Below are 21,127 nucleotides of genomic sequence, written 5' to 3' on the forward strand. Positions count from 1 at the left end.
GTTCGGAATATTGCTTCTCACACTCTTCTGGCGGATCCACACCAACACAATGATGGGATACCGCCAGCAGAAGCCGAAAAGCGGCTTAACTATGTGTCCGGATTTAGTTGACCACTACAAAATGACTTTGAAAGTTATCATTGCGATACCTAGGCTGCATTTCGTTTTCGTTGAGATTCATTGCTTAACGCCGCCTGTAATTGTTTCTGAAGCGCGGCCACGTTGACCTGAACCTCTCGCATTGTGCGCTTTGGCTCGGCGCAATGATACAGACATAACAGCGCCAGGGAGCCAACCAGGGGGATAATCACATAACAATGCTGGAGCAGAACGGCGTTAACCGGGTAGACGAACTCCTGTAACCGGATGATGAACTCCAACCCCAGCGAAAATGCTCTGCCGCTATTGAGGGTAGTTGCCGCGGAGAAGGTCTGATATGCCTTGGCTTCGACCAGGGGATTAGCTGCATAATACAGAGCCGACACCCCCGTTGAGACCAGGGCTATAGCTGCGGTCATGGCTTTCAAGGTGCGAGCCTTGCTCTGCTCATCGAGCAAACTGCGGGAGATCAAGGTGGTGAGCTTCATCATGTGGCCAACCCCCCCGAGCAGCGACAACAGCAGGGCCAGCGGAACAACTACCAGGGTCTTGACCGCGGAATCGGCCTTCTCAGCCAGCGGTCCCGGCCCCACGAATCGAGCGGTGGACGAATCCACCTGCGCTTGTAGCCTGGCGATGATGCTGTTTGCTATTGGGCGGTACACCTGGCGCTCGATGTCAGCAAACTCCGTCACAAGCGGGATCCGCCTAATTCCGTCTACTCCCAGCTGCTCGCGCACCGCGGCCTGTACCGGTTTGAGCAGCATGAACGATTCGATTGTCACGTAGCGACTGGGATTGCTGATCCCCATCGAGTCGCCCAGAGCCTTCCAGGTGTCACGATAGGCTTTCTGCCGCACCACAGCCTCGAAAGTCTTGCGATCGGTAGGGCGCCAGTTATTCGGCACTGGCACCCCAGCCTCGCGCACCTTTTGACGTACCTGGGCAAATTTAGAGGACGGGACCTGGTAAGGGCGGGCGTGTTTGGTGAACAGGTTAGTAAACCCCGCACGTTTTAGCTGGAACAGATAGTCATCCCAAGCGTCTGTGGCTGCTTGCTTCAATGCCTCCGGGCTAGTCCTTACAACGGCCTTGTTATAGGCGCGGGTATATTCCATATAGCGTTCTTCCACCCCCCGAACGATCTGGGGCCAAGTGTCATTGTTGAACTGGGCTGGAGACCCCAGGCATTTGGTCCGATCATCGAGGGCGTCGCAGGGCTTGGTCACGCTGATGGAGATCGCCTTTTTCAGCAGCAGGGTCATCTCGTCCTGGACATTGGGGTAGTTGAACGCCAATGCCGGGAAGATGGCAACGAATGCCATTACGGATGACTTGTGCTCCAGCACCTCCGGGGTATGGATGCTGCGTAAGTTCAGGGTGCCATTCGAGAGGCTACGGCCCGCCAGGGTCAGCAAAAAGGCGCCTTTTCTCGCTTCAGCGGTACCAAACTCGGTCTGAATCCGATGGTCGATGAACGCGTCCTGCGCTTTATGGTTCAGACCCGTGAACAAGAGTACCAGCCCGAACGACCAAAGGATCCGACGGGAGGGTCGTATGTGCTGTTTGTCGATGAACATCCCGATGAACAGCAGCGAGATGGCCACCCCCGTCAGCAGCCGCCCGACGTTTTCGAGCTGGTTGATCTCATCCAGGGTTGCCTCCCGGCTGCATAGCTCCAGCAGGCTTGCACTGAACGCCAATTCGCACAACAGATAGAGCAGGGTGAGCCAAAACAGTTTTGTGCCAAGCAGCGCCTTAAAGCGCGATGTTATTGCTCCCATGTCACCACTTCCTGGGTGGTCTGGCTGGAGACCTTCTTAATCTCAATGGTGCCAGGCTGATAGGTTGCCTGGCGAATGACCGCAGGGGTGCTGGTGGCCGGTCTGGTCTTGGCTGCCGGGGTGCGTTTGCGTGATGCCGTTGCCGTCTGCTTGGGACGCGCTGGCGAGCTCTGGCGAGCTGTCTTTGTTTCGGTAGGGGTTGCCACTGGCCGCTGGTATCGGTATTCAGCAAATTTGGCCTGGCGCACGTCGAATGCGTAAAGCGAGTCGCTTTTCCCTGCAGGGTCTTCAAACATGATGTATTGCCCATTACGGGTTACGGTGTTCTTGGTGTACGGCTGGCATCCTGGGAACGGGTGGATTACGGTTTGGCGGTCGTCGTACCACACAGCCCATTGCGCTGTGGGGCAGTTGGCGCTGGTCCCGCGCACGACGACAAGCCCCGTCCGTGCAGATGTGTCGATAAAGTTTTCGAGCGAGCTGAATCCGGTCATCCCCCGGATGAGATCGCCGATGGTCATGTACGCCGTGGTGATGTCATAGGTGCCATCTAATCTGTTGCGACGAACCTTCCCGAGGTAGGGGCGATCCCCACTGAGAGCGAACGACCCTACGGACTCATAACTCGCGAAACTGGCCAGCGGCCCAACGATAGGTATTACGGCGTTGCCTTGTGTCGAGCACCCGGTCATTAAGAGACCGGTGACGACGATGGCGGGTAACGTTGCTTTCTTCACTACTCACTCCCTTCAGTGCTGCTCCAGGAGCAACAACAACCTATCCAAGCCCACCAAGAAAAAATGGCTGAATCACCCCAAGTTCACTAAACACTTTTCAGCCTTACCATGAAGCGATGACTGGAGGGTTATGGCCCTGATTCACTCCTGAGTGAACTTCAATTACCCAAGGCGAGAAATGCACTATCCGACGCAAACCATGAGCAATGTGCATTTCTTATGGTGCGTAACCATTTGATTTATATGCAAATCATCGATAGGTGTAACAACGCTATTGGGGATATACACATAACCCTGTATATACCCCCACCAGAGAATTTCATTTAACCCGGTTGTACTTCAAGACGCGCCTGCTCTTCCAATACGTCTAGCCGTGCTAGAAGCGCTTTCAGGGGGATCTCTCGGTTAAACCACCAGTCAGTCGACCAAATACGGTGAATATTCCAGCCTAAACCTTCAAGCACCATTTGGCGCAAGCGATCTCGATCACGAGCACTCGGTGCGGAATGATAAGTAGCGCCATCGCACTCTACTCCCAGCAAAAATTTTCCTGGAGCATGAGGATTGACTACAGCCAGATCGATTCGATAACCGGATACACCAACTTGTGGCACAACACGCCACCCACGGTTACGCAAAGCGTCAATGACCTGATATTCAAAAGGACTGTCAGGTTCCCGCCCAGTTGGTATGGCTTGTTCAGTCAAAACACGGGCGCCATGCAAAGCGAAGTCCAGATAGGCTTTTAGATCTGCCACCCCCCTGGCATTAGTGCGCGATAGATCAATGTCCTCTGGCCGTAGGCTTGAGAATATCTTGACTTTGTGTCGAGCACGGGTAACAGCCACGTTAAGGCGGCGATGGCCCCCTTCCTTGTTCATTGGACCGAAATTCATACTCAACTTTCCACTTGCATCCTTAGCAAAGGTAATTGAGAACAAGATGATGTCACGCTCATCACCCTGAACATTCTCCAAATTCTTGATGAAGAGTTCTTCTGAGCCAGCCTGTGCAATAGCCTCATCCAGTTGCCGATTCGCAAGGCGCCGCTGATCCATTAGTTTCTCTATCAGAGCCTGTTGAGTAGAGTTAAAGGTAATGACTCCAATGGAGAACTTCTTACCAGCACCTGAGAGATAGTGCTGCTCGATCTCATCAACGATCTTGGCAGCTTCAATTTTGTTTGTGCGCGACTTGCCGGGCTCATATATCCCTTTCGAATCAACAAACTCCACAGAGTTATCCGTTTCCACGGGACTTGGGAAAGTAACTAAATCCGACCCGTAATACTGGTGGTTACTGAATGTAATCAACCCTTCGTTACGTGAACGATAGTGCCAAGCCAACCGAGACAACGGCATGCCACAGGACAAACATTCATCCAGAATAGATTCCATCTCGATGAGACTTTCATCATCAAAGTTTCCAGAGGCATCCGAAGCACTAAAGAAGTTGGTCGGAGGTAGCTGTTTAGGATCACCAACACAAATCAATTGCTTACCGCGTGATATTGCACCAACAGCGTCCCACGTCGGTATCTGCGAGGCTTCATCAAATATAACTACATCGAACATCTGAGTGCTCGTGTCTAGATACTGTGCAACGGACTGAGGTGACATCAGTAAACAGGGTTTTAAGCGTGGCAGCACTGCGGAGGATTTTTTAAGTACCTCTCTTATCGGACGATGCATCTTCTGCTTCTGCGCTTCATGGCGCAAAAACCCTATTTCCCCTTTCAAGTCACCCGTCAATTCTGACCCAGTTGGAATCTTGCCGCGCAACTTGGCCTGTACATACTGGACGGTGAGTTTCTGGAAACGCTCATCAGCCTTTTGGAACTCTGCAATTTTATGGGCTTGTGATGCACCAGAAAAGTTCGCGAGCAACGGCTCTCTATCCAAAATGCACTTTAGCCACCAGCTAGCATAAGACACCACAAAATGTTCTTTAAGATCAGCAAGATCTACTGCACCTTGCTCGACCTGCTCAATCAAGCCCTGCAATCCAAGTAACAAAGCCTTCGCACGGGAGTCATTCCAGACACACCATGGTTGGATTTCCTGTTTATGTGACTGCCACTGAGCATTCATTGAACGTATGCAACCCAGTAAGCCCACTTTGGCCGAGCCCCCCAAAAATTCGCTATTACCAGTGAGCTCCCTAAGGCTGGTAAACAGCGCTATGAACTCCGAATATGAATTCCTGTAAGCCTGGGCCACGTTATAGAGCCGCCCACCTGGTCTAAAGGACTCATTTTGATCAGAAAGCAGCACTCGAAGCGAACTTCGAGCGGCGTCTAACTGCTCTATCTGTGCGTCAAAGGCTTTTTGCACAGATAAAGCCAGATCATCCATCCAGCGAAGGTAGGCTGCCGCCTCACTCCAGTCGGTATTCTCGGCCTTAAAAACGGCTCCTAAGCAACTTAACCCGATTGCAGCATTTTCGTGAAGGTACTGATCCTCTACATTTAATTTGGCCAGATTATCAAGGAACGCGTCCATCTCCTCATCAGCAACGCGCGACTTATCAAGGCTAAAAAGTCTAATCTGATTAGAAACCTTCCGCTTAGTAAACCATTTCTTGGGCCACCAATCTTGGGATGCCGCTCTCCATTGAAGTTTTAACGGCGCGGCTTTTAGAGTTTTTAGTTCCGCGTCGTAATTCTTGAAAAATGACCATAGGGCGGTACGCTGCTCGCCATGCCGGATAAGTTCGCCCAATTTCTTACGTTCTTGCGTGCTGAACGCTTGACTAGCTGACTCCATTGGCACCTGTGAAACATTAAGTAAAGCAGCGGCAAGTTCATCAATGGACTGCAACTGATCCAAGCTCGCTTGATTAGCCTCGATTTTTACGAGCGCGGAGAAATCCTGCAAGCTGGCCTCGATATCGCTCACTTGCTCAACGGATTGCTTAGCCGTTTGCAATAGGCTGTCCTGCCAAGTAGGAGTCCAAGTTGTCTTCTTTACTTCATTGAGCGGGTGAGTCGATATTTTGGAAAGGCGTGTAGCCAACGCTGCCAAATCACCCACAAAATCTTCCAGACTGCATTTTTCCTTGTAGTCATGTGTCTCTGGGTCAGTCCAATCAAAGCGAGCTGGTTCTTTGCCGCTCACTAACGTCCAGCCCATAGCTTCGTACACTGTCAAACCGTTTCTATGTGTCTGATGTAACACCCTAACCAAGGCATTCAGTTCGTTTCTCAGCGCAGCCAACCGCTCTGCCTCGTACTCCCAATCAGCAACGAGTTTGTTGTCCGCGCATTCGAGCACCTGCACAAACTGCTTGGAAATCTCTGATTTCTTCGCTTTAGTCGAATGCAGCTCTAGGCAGAACTCAGCCAACCCAATGTCTGTTAATCGGTTGTGTACTACCTCCAACGCAGCCATTTTCTCAGCTACAAAGAGCACAGTCTTACCATTGGCCAGGAAATGAGATATAAGGTTGGTAATAGTCTGAGACTTGCCCGTTCCTGGCGGTCCCTCAACGACCATGTTTCGACCCTTTTCGGCTGTGCAGATGACAGCCAATTGAGACGAGTCAGCCAACAATGGTGTGTACAAAGATTGAGGTGAGAAGTCGCGATCCAAATCCTCAGGCCTGATCGCTTTTGTGTCATCCTGAAAATTTTCACCGTGATGGTTAACCAAATGGTCTACCACCTTATTTTTGAGTAAATCCTGAGAGTTTTTGGATAAATCTCTCCACATGAGGTACTTAGCAAAAGAATACAATCCAAGATAAGAGTCCTCGATGACTTCAAAACCTTTCAGGTCCTCAACTTTCTTCCTTAATGTCGCAAAAATCTTGTCTACGTCTACACCGGAATCATCATTGGGAAGTTGCCCGTCGAGATACGGTAAAGAGATGTCAAATGTTATTGCCAGCTTTTGTAAGAGTGTGGGGTTAAAAATTGTTTCCTCATCCAAACGTTCTAATCGGATGCCGGAGCCTACCGCACCGCGCTTCAATTTCACTGGAACTAGGAGAATTGGCGCCTTCAATACAGTCTCGGCTTCTGGGGTTTCTTTCCAGCATAAAGTACCCAACGCAATATATAGGCTGTTGGACCCGGTCTCATCTAAGGAATTTTTAGCCTCACGGAATATAACAGTGGCGTAGTCCTGCAGTTTTTCTTTTTCTACATCAAAACAGATTTCTTTTTTTGGTAGGGCCGATTTAGCATATTGCTCAGCCGAGGTCATGCCGTATTCGGCTTTAAATTCTTCCTCACTTCGGGGGTCGCCCATGTCAGCCATTGAACGTTTGGCTACGAGCTTGAATTCACCACCTGCTGCCAATGCGTCTTCAAGATCCCCCGCATCATGAGTCACTACTTTTAGGAATTTTTTGCTGGGTTTGAAATTCAGTAGACGATTTCGTAAAGTCAGATCTAGTAGTTTGGACTTCCAGTTTGCCATACGACCTTCCGGAGTGTTGTCAGTCACTACGTTTTCGGTGGTTATGACTCCTGGATCTAATGGCGGCAATTCTGGGACATCTTCAATAATTGGTCCCGCTGGTGAAAAATTCTCACCATAGTCGACAGTGCCTTTGCCTAGCGCAGCAATAGCACGCATCGGGCGAATGTGATTCTGGCGAGCCCGCTTGATGTCAATCGCGTATTCAAAAGTGTGCTCCTGGGCTTCTTCCAGATAATTTGCTGCATCGGCAATAGCCTTTTTCATAGAAGCAGCCTGAGGAATCACAGTGGTCTCAAGCGTGAGAAATTCTCCGGAAGCAATTCTCTTTCTCACATCTTGAGCACAGTCTTCTACCGGGTTGGAAAAATACGAATCAACTAACCAGACCCCAACCCAAGCATGGCCTTCCTTGACCAAAATTACCGGGTTCAAACCCGCTTGTTCCAGACAAGCCGCCAAAAGTACGCTGGAATCCAGACAGGTCATCATTTTACCATCGAGGATCTGGGCAGTAGTCCGAATTTTCTGTCCTGTTCGTTCGAAAGAGGCAGGTGGCGGTGCGTAATGGAACCCCATGTTTGCTAGAGTTTGGTAAATTGCATTTACCTGTTTCCAGACATGCTCACGGTTTTTACTCTGATATCCATTCATGCTCAAGCCTGTGGATGACTTAAGCAAAGAAGATGCGGCTGACAGTATGCGATCAACTTCTATAGGCGTGGGTTGAACATGTGCAGCCAATAGCTCTGGTAAACCCAGTGTTGCTCCCCACTCGTTACGAGCTAATACACGGATCGGTTCGTTGTGAACCAAAGCTTCTTCGCCTTCTTTAGACACGGTAATTATGATATTACCGGACTCAGCCTCATCCAAATCGAATAGATAGTCGTGGTTTAGCGAGAGTTTTAGTTGAACTGAGTTGAAGGTTCGAGACTCTTCAGCACCGAAGATATCAAAGGTGAAACGCTTGGGTTCAAAAAATGCCGGATTGACACTTATCTGAAAATCCACCTGTCTGAACGACTGTTCGCTTTTGTTGCGGATAATTAAACGCTGAATTAGTGGGATATTATTTTGAGCTGCGGCGTAATTTACTATCTTTGCCGCTTCAATTGAAATCTCAAATGAATTACTAAATAAAGTGTCTGAGGACTGCACCTCCGTATTAACCACAACACCTTCATTTGGTAGATTCTCGGATGTATCACTCATTCACTATTTCCTTATATCGCAATCAGAGACAAACCATATCACTCGAAACCGTGTTACCAAACAAACACAAAAACCCTCCATAAAGAAAGGGAATGGTTGTGGGGTCTACCATAACGGACAACCCGTTGTATAGACAATCTAAATTAACACATCTTTCTTATTGTGCGCTGTGGCTCACCGGGTGGTTAAAAAACATACATAGTGGATTTAGTTCCTCCTGAACACAAACGACCATCGTTGCCCGCTCAACCGCTTCTCGCCGGTTGATAACAAAACCCCTCACCTGATGACAAAAGCCCATCGCCGATGATGGGTTTTGCGAAAAACTGCCTGCCAGCCAATTCGTCACGCCGTGTCGCGGTCTGTTTGGATAATCCGCGACACGGTTATTCCCCTTGCTTGATGGTATGCACGAACACGACAAGATTGCTCAACGCCTCGGTATGCTCCTCACCCGCCTGTACAGCGGTGAGAAGCTGCACCTGAGTGATCTGGCCACCGAGTACAACGTCACCGTGCGCACCCTGCAGCGGGATTTCAATCAACGCCTCAGTTATCTACCGATAGAACACCGCAGCCAGCAATACTGGCTGGATCCTGGATTCCTCAATCACAAGAATGACAGAAAACTGCGAAAGCTGGCCGAGCAGTTGGGTATCACCGACTTGTTCCCCCGCGCCAGTGAACATCGTCTGGGTCAGCTACTGGAGAGAGGCACCCCAAGCCTCTTCGCCATCAAGGGGTTCGATGGTCAATCAGCCGACTCACTCATTCACCAGATACCGGTATTAGAAAGGGCACTGACCCAGCATCTGCAATGCTGGCTCATCACCAAAGACCAGCGCAAGCAACTGTTTAGCCCCTATCAGCTCGTCAACTACAAGGGCACCTGGTACTTGGCCGGCGTCAGCGAGGGAAGGTTGCAAGCCTATCCGTTGAGCTCCATCGCGCTGGTTGAGCTATCACAACAGACTTTTACCCGTGATGCGCTCATTCAACGACAGATCGATACCGACCCGACGCTCTGGCGCTCCGGCATGATTGAGGTGCTGCTCAAGGCCAATGCCTCCATCGCCATCAACTTTCAGCATCGCCCGTTGCTGCCCGAGCAGGAGATTGTCAAAACCCTGGATGACGGTGCGCTGTTATTGAGCAGTCGCGTGCTCGATGCCAATCAAATTCTGCCCGTCATCAAGTCCTGGATGCCGGGGCTCACTGTGATCTCGCCCGGATTTATCCATGAGCAGATCGTCCGTGATTTACGCCATTTATTGACCCTGATGAGTCAGGCTCCGCCCTGACCCATTTGTGACAAAGATCCCAGTTTATACATCTGGCGACAGCGCCTGACATGCCGCGACACCACCTGTCGCCGCTGTTTCACATTGTCGTCAACCATCCCGCAGTCGATATCCAAGGAGTAATGCATGAACGCCATTAGTCTGCAAAAAGTGTCCGACAACACTCTTTGCACCAACAGTCCCTATGAGCAACTCTTCGATCATGTCGCCGCCCATTTGCAAGCCCAGGGCGGCACGTTAAAAACCATCGAGCGCACCCAAGGCAGGCTCGAAGCCGCATGGAAATATGGCTTTAACCCATTCGGTATGCGTATCACCGTGAATTTCGCTTCCCAAGGCGATGAGACCATCCAGCTCACCCTCAATGGCTCATTTGTCGATGCCATCGATACCTTCGGTGCCGCAAAGAAGAAAGCCAGGGCAATCACGGATGAAATGCTGAAGCCTATCGATATCGCGGCATGGCCGATTAAAGAGGGGGAGGCATCGTCTCAGCAACCCTCTGCCGCGACCACTCCCCCGCAGGCACCGCTAAACGGCGCAAACGCCGTTGCGCACCGTGGCAAGCGCAAGGGGCTCACCGCTGTGTTCGCATTCTTGGGCGGCGGCATTGGTCTGCATAAGTTCTACACCGGGAACTGGGGCTGGGGGCTTATCTACCTAGCGCTCTGCACCACCGGCCTTCCCCTGATCTTGTCCGTGATCGAGTTCATCCGTGTTTTGTGCCTGACACAGGAGGAGTTTGATCGTCGCTATAACTACCGCCCCATATCCGCGTTTTCATGGGTGTGGTGAGGAGCGCCTTGTATGAACATAAAAACTGCAGTCGGTTTACTGATGCTCTGCTCGACGGGTGCTCAGGCCGGTTTGCTCAGCCTGCTGGATGTGGCAACCCTCAAGGAAAGCGAGCTGGAGATGTGCCCGAACATCTCCGTCGAGAAGATGGTCAACAGCTTCTTCGAAGATCCCGAGTGGACCGGCGGGAAAGCTGCTGATGGTCGGAAGTTGGTGAATGTCAGCGGCACCATCACCTATGCCAGTCAGCCCGCACGGGCCATGGTGCAGGTCTGGATGCAAGACGATGGTTTTTCTGTGGAGGCGCTGGAGATTAACGGGCGACCACAGCCGGAGGGAATGCTGGTTCTGCTGCTAGAGAAAATGTGCCAGAGCGCCAGAGGCTCTGACCATACCGGGGATCCACAGCAGCAAGCAGCAGACCTACCGTTCACGGGAACCCGCTATTTCAACTTCGGGGGTGAAAATGGGACTCAACAATCCATCACTATCGCCCCCAACGGGCGCGTCACATTGAGATCCCATGGTGCGACCTCTGTCTCTGTCGATTATCAGGGCATGTATGAAAACCCACTGCTGACACCGGCGGGTAACTACCGCGTTCATGCCGACAAGATATATATCACCGATGAAGGCGGAGACTTCCCCGATCCATCAGAGTGCGAAGTCATCGTGTGCGAGACAGAACTGTCTGCACCTTGATGCACTGAAGCCAAAATAAAACGAAAAGTTCGGTGAATAGAAACTCATAAATCAGAGGCTAATCAACATTTTATAGCCGTACACCGAGATAAAATTATCACGATGATAACGGACCATGCTCTGGGCGTTATCGCATACCAATAATAAACGGGAAACTAACAATGAAGAAAACCCCCTTGGCCATGATGTTGATGGCTACTTTGTCAGGCTGTGGCGGTGGTGGTAGCGACGGTGGAAACACGGATAGTCCAACCCCACCGAGTGCCTCCTTGGCGATGTCAGGAAAGGCGATTGATGGATACATTCAAGGCGCGACCGTCTATCTCGATCTCAATTTCAACCGTCAGTGGGATGATGGTGAACCCAAGACAACCACCAATGATGCCGGTGATTATCGGTTAGAGCTGCCGGTAGACCTGCAAACCTGCGCTCAATACGCCCCCTTGGTGGTCGATGTACCGGTGGATGCCGTGGACCTGGATCTTGGCCCGGTGACAGAAGCCTATCAAATGGTCCTTCCCCCCACCTTTGCCCCTATCACCAAAGATGATGCCTACCATGTGACACCGTTGACCACGGTGCTCTGGAGCAGTGTGGAAAGTGAGCTGGCAGCCCAATCGCAGACAACTTGCCAGACCGTCATGGCGAACCGGCAAAAGCAGGAACAGTTGATCGCCTCGATGAAACAGGCCGTCAGCCGTGTTGTCAGTCACTACAACATCTCTGAGCAGACGCTGTATGCGGACTTCATCGCCAGCGGTGATAGCGAGACAGCCACGCTGGCCCAGGAGATCGTGCGCGGCTTGCAGCAGTCTTTTACCGAGACAGAAACCTTGAAACGGGAGAACCCGGACGCCAAGTTTGTCTATGTCGATTACCACAAGGGGGATAGTCGCGATCACAACAATGCCTATCCGGACGCTTGGTATCGTGAAATCCAGTTGCAAGGGGCAGCCCAGAGCAGCACCGAGCTGGTGAAGGTGAGCGATGATTTCGCGCAAATTATCAAGACCATCATCTACGGTGAAGAGCGCCAAGTGACAGGCAATAACTACACCTACACAACCCGCTACGACTTTGAGTCGCGCCATGGGGACAACACCCCCTATAGCTGTGACATCAAGGAAACCCTCTCGGCCCGCTCAAACGCCAAGACGTACACACTGGTGAATCTGGCCGAAGCATCGGCAGAGAGCTTCAACGACTGTGCTCCTGACGATATGGCGGCAGCGATCACCCACCGTTACGCCACTATCAGCTATGACGCCAATGATCTGAGTTACGTCACCCAGTTCATCTATAACCGGCAGGCGGGCGCATTCAGCTTCCTGAACGACTGGGTAGGTCTGGAAGGGCAGCTATCCACCCTGAGTATGGGTGAGCTCTCTGCTGCTCTTGAAGCCCTCCCCTATCCGTATGACGAACCATCCCAAGATCCTGATGCGGCTAGCTGGGTCAAAAGCATGACGGCCAGTGAAAATGGCAATACCATCAGAACCAGTTACGACAGCGACGGCCTCTACAAGAAGCAGACAACCTATGCGGACGGCACTCATAGCCTGGAATGTGGCACGGATGGCATAACCTGGGGAGCCTGTCAGTAATCCGGCACCATAGAGCAGAAAACACAGAGGTCAGGGCCGGTCGGCTCTGGCCTCTTTTTCGCACCGCTTAGCTAAAACGGAACGATCCTGACTAATGGCCGAGCCGCATCTCCTGATCCAGCTTCAATCGCCCATATGAAAATCCATAATCCTGCGCAACACGCGTGAAATGCGTATTGCCAATTGTACGTAACCATCTGATTTATTGACGAAGAAGTAATAGGTGTAACAGCGCCATTGGGGATACATAGTGTACTGATCCAGGGCACTGAGGGATGATTTAGGAAACAACGTCATGGCAACCCACCGCAGTTGCTTGCTCTTCAATGCAGCCCATTCCACACGATGACATACCAAACACTTGTTCTCTTTATGGTTTTTACTACATAGTATGGTGAGTGTGGGCTTTTGATAGAGATGGAAAAGCTATGGTCGAAATACCGCTCGTGATGATATTTGTTGATATGGCAGAAAATGCCCTCAGCAAAATAGCGGATAATCCTGAGTATCGAGAGGAGTTGTTAACAGCCACTCAGTCTATCGATGACTGGGTTCAAGAGAAGCTAGGGAAAACCAGCAAACGAACCTTGCAAGAAAGCATCCAATTAGCGATGGATACCTCTATCGTGCGGGACAAGGAGACCATTTGCGCAATTATTGCCGTTGTCTCTACGCTGTACGCGACATCAAGCAGCCTGCGCGGAGCTGTTGTCGGCGGAACACTGCTGGCGCGTTTTGGTGAAGGTGTTTTTCCTCATATTAACAAACAAGAAATTCGGTTTGCTAAGCCAGTTAACGAAAAGCTTTATTCATATTTTTTCAAGCATAACAATGCATCGTATAAAACAGCGTTAAAAGATTTTGATTTTAAAAAACATGCTGATTTTTCGAATATAGGTGTTGGTCAGAGTTCTTGGGGTGCTATCTCGTTGTTCAACGCGCGAGGAGTTATGGAAATATTACTTAATTATGGGCCGACGATTTTAAAAGCAATAAAACGTTTCCTAATCTTCAATCCCACGTAAACTCGATTTGCTATCCCTCTGGTTGGAGAGACCAACGAAGAAGCCCACCGTACTGGTGGGCCTAGATAATCAAGCGCTTGAAGATTCGGTCCATCGTGGAATTTGAGTCAAAAGAGGCCGGGTTGGGCTCCGCGCTTCTTGCCGGAAGCAGGCCGCTTGCGAACAGGCGGAACAACCTCAGGACCATCGCTTGAAGGCGGCTTGGAAGAGTTGCCACTGTTCTGTTTGAGGCGATCCTCCAGTTCGGCAACACTATCGAGGAGCTTGCCAATCAGTTCGTTGGCCTGCTCCTGGGTGGATGGTACGCCTGATGGAGGTATGGTGATTTTGCTCATAGATGCAGCGTGCCTGACGGACGGGATCAAGCAAGCAGGTAAGTGGGATCAAGAGACGATCGTCCCACTTTTTGTTGTGTCAACGCGGTCTCGGTGAACGCTTACGAACTAGGTGGATGTCCTGAGGGATGATTTAGGAAGCAACGTCATGGTAGCTGCTTACCCTTCAATGCTATACCAGCTCTTGCAGCGATTTGAGGATCATGGATAATCAGGAAAAATACTATTAGAAGCTGTTATTCTCACCTTAGGATTTTTTATGCAGCACAAATATCTAATTGATGATAACGACCCAGATATCGCATATGTTCTTGAAAATCACCCTGATTATTCACCTGATCTCGTATTTGACGTCACTGGCGATAACGTTACGTTAAAAAAGCAGTCCATATATATTTACTCTAAAAGTAAAACTTCTCGTCTAGAACAATACTACAACTTAGAGCTACTTAGTAAATACCTGCACTACCTTCATGCCGAAAGTGTTAAAAAGACTAATGTGCAGGCAAAAACTCTCGAAAATTTAATTTCTTTTTGCTTAAGCCTTTTTGGAAAAACTGACGTAAGAGAAAGTTTAACTGGAGAAACTAAACGCTTGTACGTTGCACTATTAGATGAGTTTGAAAAGTGCGACCAAGTTTATAAATCAACAACGGATGCCTATTATTATCCTGAGCATAATGAACTCACCGAATACGCAACAAACCTTTCCACCCTGCTGATATCACTCTTAGATAGAGTAGACATTCCCTCATATATTAAAATTAAAAGTGATCAAACAAAGAGAATGAAAATAAAAGCGCACTTTGCTCGAGGACTGTTTATTGAGCATGCGATTCGTGTGCTAGCTAAGATAGATGTAAACACTTCCACTGCCTACGCAATTGATAAAGCCGGGTTTATAGGAACGGTTTTTAGCATCGCAGCTTTCCAGGTTCTGACAAAAATCGCCGATGTTGGGAAACTTCAAGACCACAGGTCGCGGATTAAATCCCCTGATGCATATGCAATTTCAAACATGAGGAACGAGCGATTCCATGGAACAAAAATACCCAACAGTGCCGTTCGAACCATCACAAGAAACCTATACATCAAGTTAGTCATATATTATTTGGAAAGAAATTGGGATCACGTCTCCGCACTATACAGTACGCCGGGGAAGCCCTTTACATACACTATAAACAACCTATTACTTGTTTTGATAAGCATTTGTGATGATGTTTTTACTTGTCATGGTGCCCCACTAATCGACCCATCTACTAGACCGAAACTAGAAAGCCTTGCAACCAAGCATGAAAAAAGAGTGATGCTACGCACCCTTAATAAGATTATCGGAAAAGATGGACCGCTCCTGTCTGAGCCGACAAATAATGAGAATGCTACTTAACAAAAATAGCATTTCCTGAATGCATGTGATGTCAATGATGTAACCACCCCAATGACCTAGCATCCTCCTTTTTCTGAAGGAGGACCTATGTCCATTACTAATCTGAAACTGACAAAACGAGCACTTGAGACCCTACCACCGCCAGCCAATGGCAAGCAGCAGGTATATCGTGATGCTGACGTAAGGCAGCTATACGTGTACCGGTACGCTCTATCTACGTCTTTCGTCTTCGACACAACCCATCGTTACAAACGGGTCTTCGAGACCATTGGCCCCTATCCGCAGATCTCCATACAAGAGGCCAGGGATGAGGTACATGCGAGGCTCCATAAACTTGCCCGCAATACGTATCCCCTGGGGCAAAACAAAACCCTCCAAGAGATCTTTGAAACCGCCTACCTCGACGATCTGCAGCTGCATAAGCGCAATACGCAGTCAGAGCTGTCCAAGGTCAGAAAACACATTCTGCCAGAGTTTGGAAGCCGTCGTCTAAAAACACTGGATCGCCAAACCATTGTGGCCTTCCAAAGGCGACTTGCTGAACACCTCAAGCCTGCCACTGTGAACAAGATCTTGTCTGCCCTGTCGAGGATGCTGACCTTGGCCGTGGAGCACGGATACCTCTCTGTCTCACCGATGAATGGGTTACGGCAACTCAAGGAAAATAATGAACGCAAGCGGATCCTGAGCCTTGATGAACGGTCACGTTTTATCGATGCATGTTATGCCCAAAACTCGGAAGCAAGTCGGTCGCTATTACTGTCTCTCTACACAGGGATGCGAATTGGGGAGGTGTGCTCCATAGAACAAGCCCACTTGCACCTCGATGAGGCTTACCTGATCCTGCCTACGACCAAGAATGGATTACCTCACCAAGTGGCCCTGACGTCTCATGCCATCAGGCTCATCGAAACACAGCAATTACTGGTCAACAAACAGAGGTTTCTTTTCCCCTCCTCCCAATCCTCTTCAGGGTACATGAGCTACCCACGGCATGCCTTTCAGCGGATTTGTGCTACAGCAGGGATCAGTGACCTTTGCATTCATGATCTCCGCCGAACCTTTGCCACGGAACTGATGCTACAGACGGGTGACATTGCCATGGTTGCACAGGCCCTGAACCACTCATCACTACAGATGGCGATGCGATATCAGCAACGCACCACGACCCACTTACTCCCTCATATCAATGCCACTCAACAGCAATGGCTCTCTGAAGACATACCACTGCCCACAGCGTGTTGCAGTTGAGTTGCGCGGAACATCATTAAGACCCATTAGAAACCAAAACACACAAAATTCCGCAATGCATGTGTTGTCAATGCTTTGGGGGGTCAACTTCTGAATACTGCAATCCAGTCGCACGAACAGGCAAACGAGAGGTAGTGATGGACGGTGTACATATGTTGACACGAAGCGAGTTAGCGCTGCGGTGGCGCATCTCAAAAAGCTGGCTGGACAAGCAAATGATCATCGCACCCGAGACACTACCCGCATTTGTCACCATCGGGCGGCAAACCCGGTTCCCACTCAGTGAAGTGGAGAAGTGGGAACGTAAACAACTGCAAAACCAAAATTAACAACCCTAACTACAGGAGGCTCTCATGAGCACAAATAACACTCAACACACCGCTGCCTATCAAATCGTAGGTGCATTCATCAAAGTGAACGATGGTTTGACGAACCTCGGCACGATCAGTCGCGTTGCACACATGCAGCTCAATGATCCCGACCAGCCACATGCGCTGATGGCATGGTCCGACAGCAACTCATACCCGGCCATTATGTACAGGAGCAGTGACCGTCAAGAAATCGAGGAGCGCTTCAAAGAGGTCTCTAGTCTCGTGCTCAAGCAAAAGAAGCGCAAGTTCATCCGAACCAAGAAGTTACTGGTCGCAACAGACCTGATTGCCGGTTGCACCCCGATCGTAAAAGACGCCAATGTCTGGATAAGTATTTCCCTTCTGTTGCCAGACACCAAGCCCCTGTGGGTTGCATGCGACTCTAAAGAAGAACTTGATGCGGACATGGAGGCTATCGAACGCCAGCTAAGCGCCTAACCGTATTCCTTTTCAATAAAGGGTCTCCAAGGAGGCCCTTTTTTTTACGAGCCAACACGCATGAAAAGACAAGAACAACCTACACATAATGCTGGAGACACGGCGGTGAACTTTTCCTACGCAGATACCGACCTGCTGCCGGAGCTTAATAACAGCCCCCTTCCCGATGACTACGGCATGCTCAACGACGAGCAACACCAGAGTGCATTGGCGCTCGCGATTGAAAGCGCACTCGACCCCTGCCAGTACATGAATGCTCCCTCACGCCTTCCTGACTGGATGATAGATGGCCTGAGTTCTGATGTGATTGCGGGAGACCCCGACATACCTGATTACCTGCTACCCGTGCAGGAGAATTCTACCAACAAGGCACTGCGGTTACGCACTCAGCATTATCTCAAACCGGGAGAGACAGTAACCCCGGCCAAAGGGGCTAGGCTCCATATCGGCATAGACAGCGAGTACGTTTACAATCCCGCGACAAAGCGTAACGACATTCTCTCCTACCAGTTCTTTGCTATGACAGAGAAAGGAGAACATTCAGACATCATTTACCCCGCATCCAATCGGATATCTGATCGCCTGAGTTTCGATAAATTCCTCGGCCACATCGTAGTGGTATGTAAGGAAAAAGGGTTACTCACGGAGTGGCCGAAACATGTCTTTGTGTATGCCCATTTCCTGCGGGCAGACCTTGCCTCGTTTGGCGACTTCTGGCAGTTCAAAACTCAGGTTAATGGCATTCGCCGAACAGTGGCGTCAGTAAACAATGCCTATGGCATCGATCTTGAGAACGTCTTGCACCGTCAAGCCAAACCTGCCCCGCTGATTTTGCGAGACAAGCAGCGTAAAGCACAAAGAACCTTGATCACCTTTGTCGATACTATGTTACACACCCCTGGTGGTGCGGGCCTTGCAGCCGTTGGTGAACTCATTGGCTTACCCAAATTGTCTCTCCCTGCGGGTCACTCTATTGATCGCATGGATGAACTACTTGCCAGCAACAAGGCAGCCTTTGAAGCTTATGCCCTGCGCGATGCCGAAATTGCAGTCAAATATGGCCTACAACTCCATGCATTCGCTAAGACACTGGGGCTTTCATCCCTGCCAAAGACGATTGGAGGCTGCGCCACATCGGTGTTCCTGAAACATCTGCGCGAAACGGGCCAAGACCGGGATCAGCTATTTGGAACTCATGAGGTGGTGCAAACTGGATGGAACAAGAATGCATCCAGACCTGTGACCAAGAAGGCCCGGGAAATGGCCCCTGAAGCAAAGCTATTCGAGAGTCTTGCCATCGATTGCTACCACGGTGGACGGAATGAATGCTTTTGGGGTGGCCCGACCCCACTATCGCTCTTCAACGATTTTGACCTCAGCGGAGCCTATACCACAGGGCTCGTTGACCTTTTACCCCTTGATTATGAGCGAGGGCGAATGACCACGAACACAGCCGACTTCTGTGGTCATGTCTTTGGTCTTGCTCGCGTTAAATTAAGATTTCCAGACGGGACTCGTTATCCCAGTCTACCGGTGCGTACTGAAATTGGCCTGCTGTTTCCCCTCACTGGTGAATCTTTCTGTACCGCACCAGAGATCGAGGTCGCACTCCGCATGGGTTGCCAAATTGAGATACATCAAGGTTTTATCATCCCTTGGGCAGATACGACACAGCGCCTGTTTGAGCCCTTTGTCTCGCAGGTTCGGGAAAAACGTCAATCGTATGCGAAGAAGTCATTCGAAGAGCTGCTTTGGAAAGAAATCGGTAACTCTCTCTATGGCAAGCTGGCGCAAGGTCTGAGGGGCAAGTCAGCCTTCGATACATCTAGTGGGTTGAGCAAGCCCATTGAGCGCTCCGTCATCACCAACGCATTCTTTGCCGCGCATACAACCGGTCTGATCCGTGCCGTACTCGGGGAAGTCTTGGCCTCCATCCCCGCTCACCGAACCGTGGTGAGCGTCACGACGGATGGCTTCCTCACCGATGCAACCTATGACGAACTTGTGCTGACGGGCCCGATATGCCGCCGCTTTCAGGAACTGGGCGAGCGACTGGATGGCCCTGGTTTTCGGATGCTGGAGCAAAAACATCAGGTTAAACAGGTCATCGCGATGAAGACTCGTGGTCAACTTACCCCCGAAGGCGTTGAGGGTCAGCCCCAGATCCTGGCCAAGGCTGGGGTTAAGCCCCCCTGCTCTAAGGAGCTGCATCAGGCGTACATGCTTGACCTGTATCTGAATCGAACCCCCGGCCAAAAAGTCGAGAGCGATCATTTAATCTCTACTGCTGAAATGTGGATCAATGAACACGATCTCGTCTCAGTGAGCAGGTCAAAGACCCTGAATCTTGAGTTCGACTTCAAGCGGCAACCCATGCTGCCATCAATGCAGAGCGTGCTAGGCACCGAACACATCTGCTTTGATACACGCCCCTGGCCGACGGTAGCAGCCGCTATGGAGCAACGGGTGGTATTCGATAACTGGCGGCGAACGAACTGCCTGAAGACCCTCAATGACTGGGAGAGCTGGGAGGATTACTTCGTCTGCAAGACGTCGATAAAAGGATTGCCAATGCGTGTGACGGATGAAGGTTCGCTTGGCATCCTAAAGCGGGTTTTCCTGCGTGCTTATACCCAGTCCGCTTTCGGTATGACGAAAACAATGGGCTACAGCGAGCTGGCCGAATGGCTGACCATCAATGGCTGCCCAACCAGCGTGGATGACTGCAAGTCCGCCAAACGCGCCAAACTGGTCGGGCAGTGTGTGCCGGTGACGACGCGCACCGTCCGCCTGGTGCGGGTGATCCTGCAAGAGTGTCCAGGGATAGATCTGGGGGCGCTGTTCAAGCCCGAGGACATGCAACAGCTCCAAGGCCGGTTGAACAACCCCAAGACCGAGATGGCGCAAATAACACAGGATGCGCCGAGTCATGAAGTGATAACCGACTGATTGCTATAGCAATATCTGGTTGGTGTAATAAGGCGATTGGGGAAGCAACATAATAGTTGCTTCCCCTTCTCTTTTTACAGGCTCTGTGGTGATGACATACGCTCCTGAATAGTCACCTCCAGAGCCGTTTTAGACGCCCAATAGCCTGTCAGTGTGACCCATGGGCATGAATGGCAGCAACACAGGGTAAAACGCTTGGATGGATGTTTAAAATCGCTTCTCGTGGCTATAGCCTAACGTCTGAGAACAGCGGCACACCCCTGTTTGCCACGGCGTTAGCATGAATCGGATTGAATGAATTCACTAGCTCCGGGTGTGTCGACTATCTTGAATCTCATATGAGCCAGCAAAGTGGGATTTCATGCATAGCAAATGGAGATGGCCAGCCCTGAAGGTTGCCAGATGGGGGGTGCAGCATGGTGAGTTCTTCGATCTTTACGATGTTGCCTATCAGCTTGGGATACCGATACACGAGGCGGGTAAAGTTATGATCTATCTGAGGTCGTTACGCCATGTGGAAAAGCAGGCCGAAACACGGTGTTGCAAGCCTGAAGCAGGGCGAATGGCCGCTCGACGGATCTTTATCAAGGTACTGGCCATTCATTCAGAACCGGTAAAAGTAGAGTCTCTGGTTCAGGAGCCCCTGACCTAACTCAGTGTCATGCCAGCGGGCGCGATAGTCGAGCAGTTCCCGGCCTGGAAAGGCTTGTCCA

Annotated in this window: 12 protein-coding genes and 1 pseudogene; 9 read left to right on the forward strand and 4 right to left on the reverse strand. The window is 50.4% G+C overall.

The window, feature by feature from the left end:
- Positions 1-149: 149 nt before the first annotated feature.
- The 3 genes from MRK42_RS12780 to MRK42_RS12790 form a co-directional block, all read right to left on the reverse strand.
- Positions 150-1,883 (reverse strand): hypothetical protein, encoded by a 1,734-nt coding sequence (locus tag MRK42_RS12780; RefSeq protein ID WP_354688275.1) that lies wholly within the window; start codon positions 1,881-1,883, stop codon positions 150-152.
- Complete coding sequence (locus MRK42_RS12785) at positions 1,871-2,620, reverse strand: hypothetical protein (protein ID WP_042014310.1); 750 nt, start codon at positions 2,618-2,620, stop codon at positions 1,871-1,873. The genes MRK42_RS12780 and MRK42_RS12785 overlap by 13 nt, the downstream gene beginning before the upstream one ends.
- Before the next feature lie 323 nt (positions 2,621-2,943).
- Positions 2,944-8,256: a DUF4011 domain-containing protein gene (locus tag MRK42_RS12790; protein ID WP_101617388.1), complete on the reverse strand. Its 5,313-nt coding sequence runs from the start codon at positions 8,254-8,256 to the stop codon at positions 2,944-2,946.
- 407 nt (positions 8,257-8,663) lie between these two features.
- Here MRK42_RS12790 and MRK42_RS12795 point away from each other — a divergent pair, with 407 nt between their 5' ends.
- From MRK42_RS12795 to MRK42_RS12815, 5 genes are all read left to right on the forward strand, one after another.
- Positions 8,664-9,557 (forward strand): WYL domain-containing protein, encoded by an 894-nt coding sequence (locus tag MRK42_RS12795; protein WP_182859717.1) that lies wholly within the window; start codon positions 8,664-8,666, stop codon positions 9,555-9,557.
- Positions 9,558-9,683: 126 nt separating this feature from the next.
- Positions 9,684-10,352: a TM2 domain-containing protein gene (locus tag MRK42_RS12800; RefSeq protein WP_270803027.1), complete on the forward strand. Its 669-nt coding sequence runs from the start codon at positions 9,684-9,686 to the stop codon at positions 10,350-10,352.
- 12 nt (positions 10,353-10,364) lie between these two features.
- Positions 10,365-11,054, forward strand: a complete 690-nt coding sequence (locus tag MRK42_RS12805) for a hypothetical protein (protein ID WP_270803029.1) — start codon at positions 10,365-10,367, stop codon at positions 11,052-11,054.
- 161 nt (positions 11,055-11,215) lie between these two features.
- On the forward strand, positions 11,216-12,658 hold the full coding sequence (locus MRK42_RS12810; RefSeq protein ID WP_270803031.1) for a hypothetical protein: 1,443 nt from the start codon (positions 11,216-11,218) through the stop codon (positions 12,656-12,658).
- Positions 12,659-13,086: 428 nt separating this feature from the next.
- On the forward strand, positions 13,087-13,683 hold the full coding sequence (locus tag MRK42_RS12815; RefSeq protein ID WP_270803033.1) for a hypothetical protein: 597 nt from the start codon (positions 13,087-13,089) through the stop codon (positions 13,681-13,683).
- Positions 13,684-13,799: 116 nt separating this feature from the next.
- Here the strand turns inward: MRK42_RS12815 and MRK42_RS12820 are convergent.
- Positions 13,800-14,018, reverse strand: a pseudogene (locus tag MRK42_RS12820) (DUF6444 domain-containing protein); the annotation flags it as partial.
- A gap of 259 nt (positions 14,019-14,277) precedes the next feature.
- Between MRK42_RS12820 and MRK42_RS12825 the strand changes: the two are divergent.
- The 4 genes from MRK42_RS12825 (at position 14,278) to MRK42_RS12840 (ending at position 20,414) form a co-directional block, all read left to right on the forward strand.
- On the forward strand, positions 14,278-15,405 hold the full coding sequence (locus MRK42_RS12825) for a hypothetical protein (protein ID WP_270800297.1): 1,128 nt from the start codon (positions 14,278-14,280) through the stop codon (positions 15,403-15,405).
- Positions 15,406-15,492: 87 nt separating this feature from the next.
- Positions 15,493-16,656, forward strand: coding sequence for a site-specific integrase (locus MRK42_RS12830; protein ID WP_270800295.1), 1,164 nt, complete (start codon positions 15,493-15,495; stop codon positions 16,654-16,656).
- Between the two features lie 353 nt (positions 16,657-17,009).
- Positions 17,010-17,465, forward strand: a complete 456-nt coding sequence (locus MRK42_RS12835; protein WP_255912383.1) for a hypothetical protein — start codon at positions 17,010-17,012, stop codon at positions 17,463-17,465.
- Positions 17,466-17,525: 60 nt separating this feature from the next.
- Positions 17,526-20,414 carry a hypothetical protein gene (locus MRK42_RS12840; protein WP_354688276.1) on the forward strand — a complete coding sequence of 963 codons (2,889 nt, stop codon included), beginning with the start codon at positions 17,526-17,528 and terminating at the stop codon, positions 20,412-20,414.
- The last annotated feature ends 713 nt before the right edge of the window (positions 20,415-21,127 follow it).

Origin of the sequence: Aeromonas sp. 19NY04SH05-1, assembly GCF_040581895.1 — a bacterium.
Classification (GTDB): domain Bacteria; phylum Pseudomonadota; class Gammaproteobacteria; order Enterobacterales; family Aeromonadaceae; genus Aeromonas; species Aeromonas enteropelogenes.